Source organism: Archangium sp. (assembly GCF_036389735.1).
GTDB lineage: Bacteria > Myxococcota > Myxococcia > Myxococcales > Myxococcaceae > Archangium.
In genome coordinates, this window is the sequence record NZ_DASVWK010001076.1 from 1 (window position 1) to 5,359 (window position 5,359).

4 protein-coding genes and 1 pseudogene are annotated in these 5,359 nt (G+C 64.9%); 2 read left to right on the forward strand and 3 right to left on the reverse strand.

What is annotated here, in order from left to right:
• Window positions 1-653: pseudogene (locus VF794_RS38710) on the reverse strand (glucuronylhydrolase); the annotation flags it as partial.
• 169 nt (window positions 654-822) lie between these two features.
• Here VF794_RS38710 and VF794_RS38715 point away from each other — a divergent pair.
• Complete coding sequence (locus tag VF794_RS38715) at window positions 823-1,911, forward strand: MBL fold metallo-hydrolase (RefSeq protein WP_331118558.1); 1,089 nt, start codon at window positions 823-825, stop codon at window positions 1,909-1,911.
• Between the two features lie 77 nt (window positions 1,912-1,988).
• Entirely contained in the window at window positions 1,989-2,579 is a 591-nt protein-coding gene (locus VF794_RS38720) for a hypothetical protein (protein WP_331118560.1), read from the forward strand.
• 793 nt (window positions 2,580-3,372) lie between these two features.
• Here VF794_RS38720 and VF794_RS38725 read toward each other — a convergent pair.
• Both VF794_RS38725 and VF794_RS38730 read right to left on the reverse strand, forming a co-directional pair.
• Entirely contained in the window at window positions 3,373-4,299 is a 927-nt protein-coding gene (locus VF794_RS38725) for a hypothetical protein (protein ID WP_331118562.1), read from the reverse strand.
• A partial coding sequence (locus VF794_RS38730; RefSeq protein ID WP_331118564.1) for an AAA family ATPase occupies window positions 4,296-5,359 on the reverse strand: 1,064 nt, incomplete at its 5' end. The genes VF794_RS38730 and VF794_RS38725, both read right to left, overlap by 4 nt.

Below are 5,359 nucleotides of genomic sequence, written 5' to 3' on the forward strand. Positions count from 1 at the left end.
ACCATGTCCGTCGCTGTCTTCAGGGCGTGGCGCAGCGCCATGTCCTTCCAGGCGGGATTGCCTCCGGTCTCCTGGGAGGCCCAGAAGAGCAGCTCCAGGTTCACCATCGTGTCGGTGACCAGGGGCACCTGCCACTGCGAGTTCCAGTCGCAGCAATCGATGACGCCCACCGTGGGGTTGAAGCGGGTGGCCAGCGAGCGCGCGGCCGTGAGGAGCACCTCCCGGTAGTAGGTGTCTCCCGTCAGGCGGTACGCGTGGCCGAAGCTGGGCATGAACTTGAAGCCCAGGTCGTGCGTCTGCGTGTTGGTCTTCTGGACCTCGAGGTTGCGCGTCCAGGCGTCCGCCCGCCCTCTCCAGAAGGGGTCTCTGCCCTGGTCGTACAGGTACCAGAGCTGGCCTGGGAAGAAGCCCTGGACCCAGCCGATCATGTCCGTGTTGGGCACGAGCTGCCACGTGCCGTCGGTGCTCGCCTTGGGGTACTGGTTCGTGGGGATCGCCGGATTCGTGGCCGAGCGGTTCAACTGCTGCCGTGAGAACTGGAGGGCCCGGTCCGCCGTCGCGTCATCGAAGGCACGGGCCGGTGCCGCCGCGAGCGCGCAGAGGCCCCCCACCAGCAGACAGGCGAAAACGCTTCCTCGGGTTCTTCCCACCATGCACCCCCCGCCGTTGTGGCCCCAGAGAAGATAGGATGTGCGTGGCGGGTGGCTATTGCTCCCACATCGGAAGGATACGTTCGTGCCACAACGCTGTGCGGTGGCACGCGCCCTCTCCCACGCGGCTGCCCTACTTGCGAGCGTCCGGGAAGCGGAGGATTTTCTGTCCATGCGTCGACGTCTGTTTCGCCGGCTCCTCACGGTCCTGGCCTCGTTGCTGCTCGTCACCGCCGGAGGCGTGGGGATCGGCGGGTGCATCTTCTCCGCGCCCACCTGGCGGGGGCCCCGGTCCGACCACTTCGATGGCGAGCGCTTCTTCAACCTGGAGCCCCGCGAGGAGCGGGGGAGCTTCCTGAAGTGGCAGCTCGAGCGGAAGCCGGGCGTCTGGAAGGAGTGGAACGACGTGCCTCCCGGTCCGCCGCCGCCCCGGCGCGTGGGCCGGGGCGACCTGCGCGTGACGTTCATCAACCACGCCTCGGTGCTGCTGCAACTGGATGGGCTCAACATTCTGACGGACCCCATCTACAGCGAGCGCTGCAGCCCGGTGTCCTTCGCGGGCCCCAAGCGGGTGCGGCCCCCGGGCATCCGCTTCGAGGACCTGCCGCCCATCGACGTGGTGGTGCTCAGCCACAGCCACTATGACCACATGGACGTGCCCACGCTGCGGCGGCTCCAGGAGGCGTTCCCCGAGGTGCGCTTCTTCGCGGGCCTGGGCAACCGCGCCTTCCTGGAGGACAAGGGCCTGCGCCATGTCACCGAGATGGACTGGTGGCAGGAGGTGCCGCTGTCCCCCGAGGTGACGCTGGCGAGCGCGCGCACCCAGCACTTCGCCAACCGGGGCCTGTTCGACCGCGGTGGCACGCTGTGGACGGGCTACGTCCTACGGGGGCCGCATGGCGCCACCTACTTCGCGGGGGACACCGGCTGGGGCAAGCAGTTCGCCGAGGCCCGCGAGCGCTTCGGCCCCATGCGGCTGGCGGTGCTCCCCATCGGCGCCTACAAGCCCGAGTGGTTCATGTCTCCCGTGCACGTCTCGCCGGGCGAGGCCGTGCGGGCCAGCGTGGACCTGGGGGCGCGCTACAGCGTCCCCATGCACTACGGCACCTTCAAGCTCGCGGATGACGGCGAGGAGGAGTCGGTGGCGGAGTTGAAGCGCGCGCTGGCGGAGCTGGGCACGGGGGCGCCCGAGTGGTGGGTGCTCGGTTTTGGCGAGGGGCGGGACGTGCCTCCGCTCGAGGCGGCCCCCTCTTCGCCCTGAGGGACGCAACTTTTCTCGTCGCCGGCCGATGATTTCTCAGGAATCGCGACGAACCCGTTCCGACTGACGAGCGCACCATGTCCCTCCGCATCAATGGCTCCCCCTCCCGTCCCCCCGTCAGTGTCGCCGAGCGGGCGGTGAATGCCCCGAGCCCCGCGCCCGCGAAAGTCCCGGAGCAGGTGACGACGGCCCGGCCCGGAGACCTGTTCGAGGTCAAGACGGCGCGTGTCGCCGCAGTGGGCTCCAACAGGGTCGACGAGGCGAAGCTGATGCGGGACTACCTCACGGGCGCCATTCCCCCGCCGGCCGACTTCGAGAAGGTCATGGGCTACAAGCCCGTCCAGGTGGAGACGAAGCACGGGACGCGGATGCAGGATCCGCATGGCAGCGCCTCGGCTCCGGGCGGGATTGGTCCGGATCAGGACTTCGACCCGATGGCCAAGACGCACGACTACGGCTACGACCTGCTCCGCTACTACGGGCGGAAGGGCCAGCCGCTGGGCCCTGATGCGCGCAAGGCCGCGGACGCGCAGTTCCGGCAGGACCTCTTCCACCACGCCAACGACAAGAAGGGCCTGAAGAACCGCTGGGAGAGCCGCTTCTGGGCCCAGGCCTATTCCGTCGCCGTGGAGCTCAACTCCAAGCGGCAGAACTACGGCGTGCCCTAGCAGGTGGAGTTCTCCACGGGCCTGGCGCACAGCCCAGGCGGCGAGTGCTACTTCGTCGCCCCCGTACCCCACGGATGAGAGCGCGGCGATCGAGTTCCCGCACGGTGATGGAGCGGGGAAACTGAACCCGAGAGGTGCTCGCTCACATCCAAAAAGACCCGCCTCCAACTCAACAGGAATCGCCCTCCCAGTGAAGCGAGGAGCAATTCATCAGGCGTTCGAAGCAAATCCTTGGGGTCGTACTCGTACTGGCCGCTGTCACCGGGCTGGGGGCACAAGCTCAACCTGGGGAGCCGGCCCCCGTGCCTTGCTCGCCAGCGGGCGGCGGCCACTTCAACTGCCAGTGGTACATGCCAAGCGATGGGCGCACGGGTGGCACTCCGGTGTTGAATTCCAATGGAGAAACGTCGGGTATCTCCACCAGGGTATCAACTGGGTTGTCTGTCAACAACAAGGTCGCAAGGAAACCAAGGACCAGTACTTCAATACCTAGTGAGCCTGGACCCTGACTCCCCGCGCCACCGCGAGGGCCTGCCCAATGGCGTGGACCGAAAGACTGGCGGCATGGATGACGCCCAGAATGGCCAAGCAGAGCGAGAGCATCCTCGTGGCGTGGAGGTCTTCCGCGAAAAGGCCGCAGAGGAATTCATGGACCTGCTGCTCGTTGACTGCGGGAGTACCCACTCCCCCGTAACGTCCATGACCCTACTGCTCGAACCATACAGCCAGCCACCCCCTTCCTGGCCTGCTTTTCTATATGAGGGGATGCCTCAGGAGTGGGGCCACTCCTGGTTCAGCTTTTGTGCGGTCCCACGTCGCCGATGATTGCTGTGCGCGTCGCTTCCTGAGGGTCGAAATAAAGCCGGTGCCCATCAGGCAGCTTCGTCTTCCATCGGAACAGACGCGTCACGCCGTCTGGGCACAGGAACGTTCGCTCTTCTGGATACTGCTTCAGCTGAGTCTCGCTGTCCGGCGTTACTTTGAACGGGATCTTGTTTGAGTCGAATCCCTTGCCATCCCATGTCGAAAAGAAATCCTGCAAGTCACGCAGCCGTGCCTTCACCTGCTTGAACAGATCCGTTCCCGAGCCAAACGCCTCAAGGGCCTTCTCTACGTGCGTGCAGAACACGAGCGCAGGATAGAGTTCGGCACGCTTCTGCCATAGATCTCTAGCGTCAGTCGGATCGTACAGCGGCGGCCTCAACCACTCGCTGTGTGCTTCAACATGGGCCACTGCAGCGGCGTGCCGAATCTCCACTTCCGATGGGGCGAAATCGTCCTCACCCAGCTCTGTTAATACGGCCTTCAATCGTGAGCGCAGCCATCTTTTGTGGCTGTGCATGCTGATCGCCAGCCCCCCGAGTTGCACCGCCGCCCCGAGGCCTGCTGCTTGGGACCCCTCGAACGTGCATTCCCCACCCAGCAGCCGGTCCCTTTCCTCCGGAGGCGTGTCCGTTCGGAGCAGCGGCGACCTAGCCTGCATGCCTCGCCACGCTGTCTGGAGCTCACGCGCGACGGCCGGGTCGTTGCGCCAATCGCGCACCAAATATTCTTCGCTGAGTTCTAGAAGTCCGAGTTCGCGTTCGGCACGGAAGTTCTTCCCGCCCGCGCGCCACGCAGCCTGTATCGTGCCGACGAGCACCTTCATCATCTCCCGCGCCTCATGGCGAGTTGCGACGGGCGTACCGGACAGCTCGTTGAAGAAGAGCTCCCTGCTCATCGAGCGGCCTCGTTGATACTGAGCAGTTCCTCCAAGCTTCGATCCCACTGGTCGAAGAAGTCACGCGGCCAGTCGGAAAGCCGTCCGTCTGCGTCGATCTGCGGCGACACCATTCCCCGTGCTCCTTCTCCAGTTCGACGGTGGAAGAAGTGGGTTCGCACCAACCCTGGCTTGATGAGCTTCTTTGCCACCGCGAGCCGTACTCCATTGAGCACATGATCGCTGTGGGTCTCCACTACCACCTGCACTCCGTCCTTCGCCGCACGCACGAGGAACTCACCAAGAGCTTGCTGGCCGCGCGGATGCAGATGCGCTTCGGGGTTTTCGATAACCAAGAGAGCCCCCGGTCTGGCTCCAAGTACCGCCACGAGGATTGGCAGCGAATAGGTGAGACCGAAGCCGACATTCATCGACCGGTAGCTGCGGCTGGCGACGTCGCCGCCGGAGAATGCGTAGCGGAGTTCGGCCAGATTGAGGTTCGCAAACTCCTGGATCCGGAGCTGGGTGCCTGGACTGACCACGCTCAGCCATGCTTCCACTTGGTTGAGAAGAGACGAGGACGCAGCATCGTCGCGAATGAGCGCGGGAAGCTGCACTTTCTCAGTGCCGAAGATGGCAAGATAGTGCGTTGCGTACTCGCCGCTTCGCCCGAGCTGCCGCTGCTCGCGGACCGCATGGGTGGAAGTTGGAAAGGCGACGCGAGGGCCGATTCGCTCCGCGGTAAGGTACTGGAAGCCATCCCCAAACGGGCTTTTCTGGTACGCCTGCTCGGGGATTGGATCCGACTCCGTGGTGAGCACGTCGAGTTCCGGGCTCACAGCGAAGAACCACTCCACCTTGCCGGCGTCCCACTTCAGGCCGATACCGATTTCGTCTTTGGTTGCGCCCTCATAGAGCGCATCGCGCCCCGTTCCCATTTCTACGAGCTCACCGTTGAGCGCCAGAGCACCCTTTGTCAGGATCTCGCGGAGCCACGATTGCCGGAGCAGGAGCAGCGACTGGATGACCGTGGACTTCCCTGTGCCGTTGATCCCAGTCAGCAAGGTCAGTGCACCCAGCG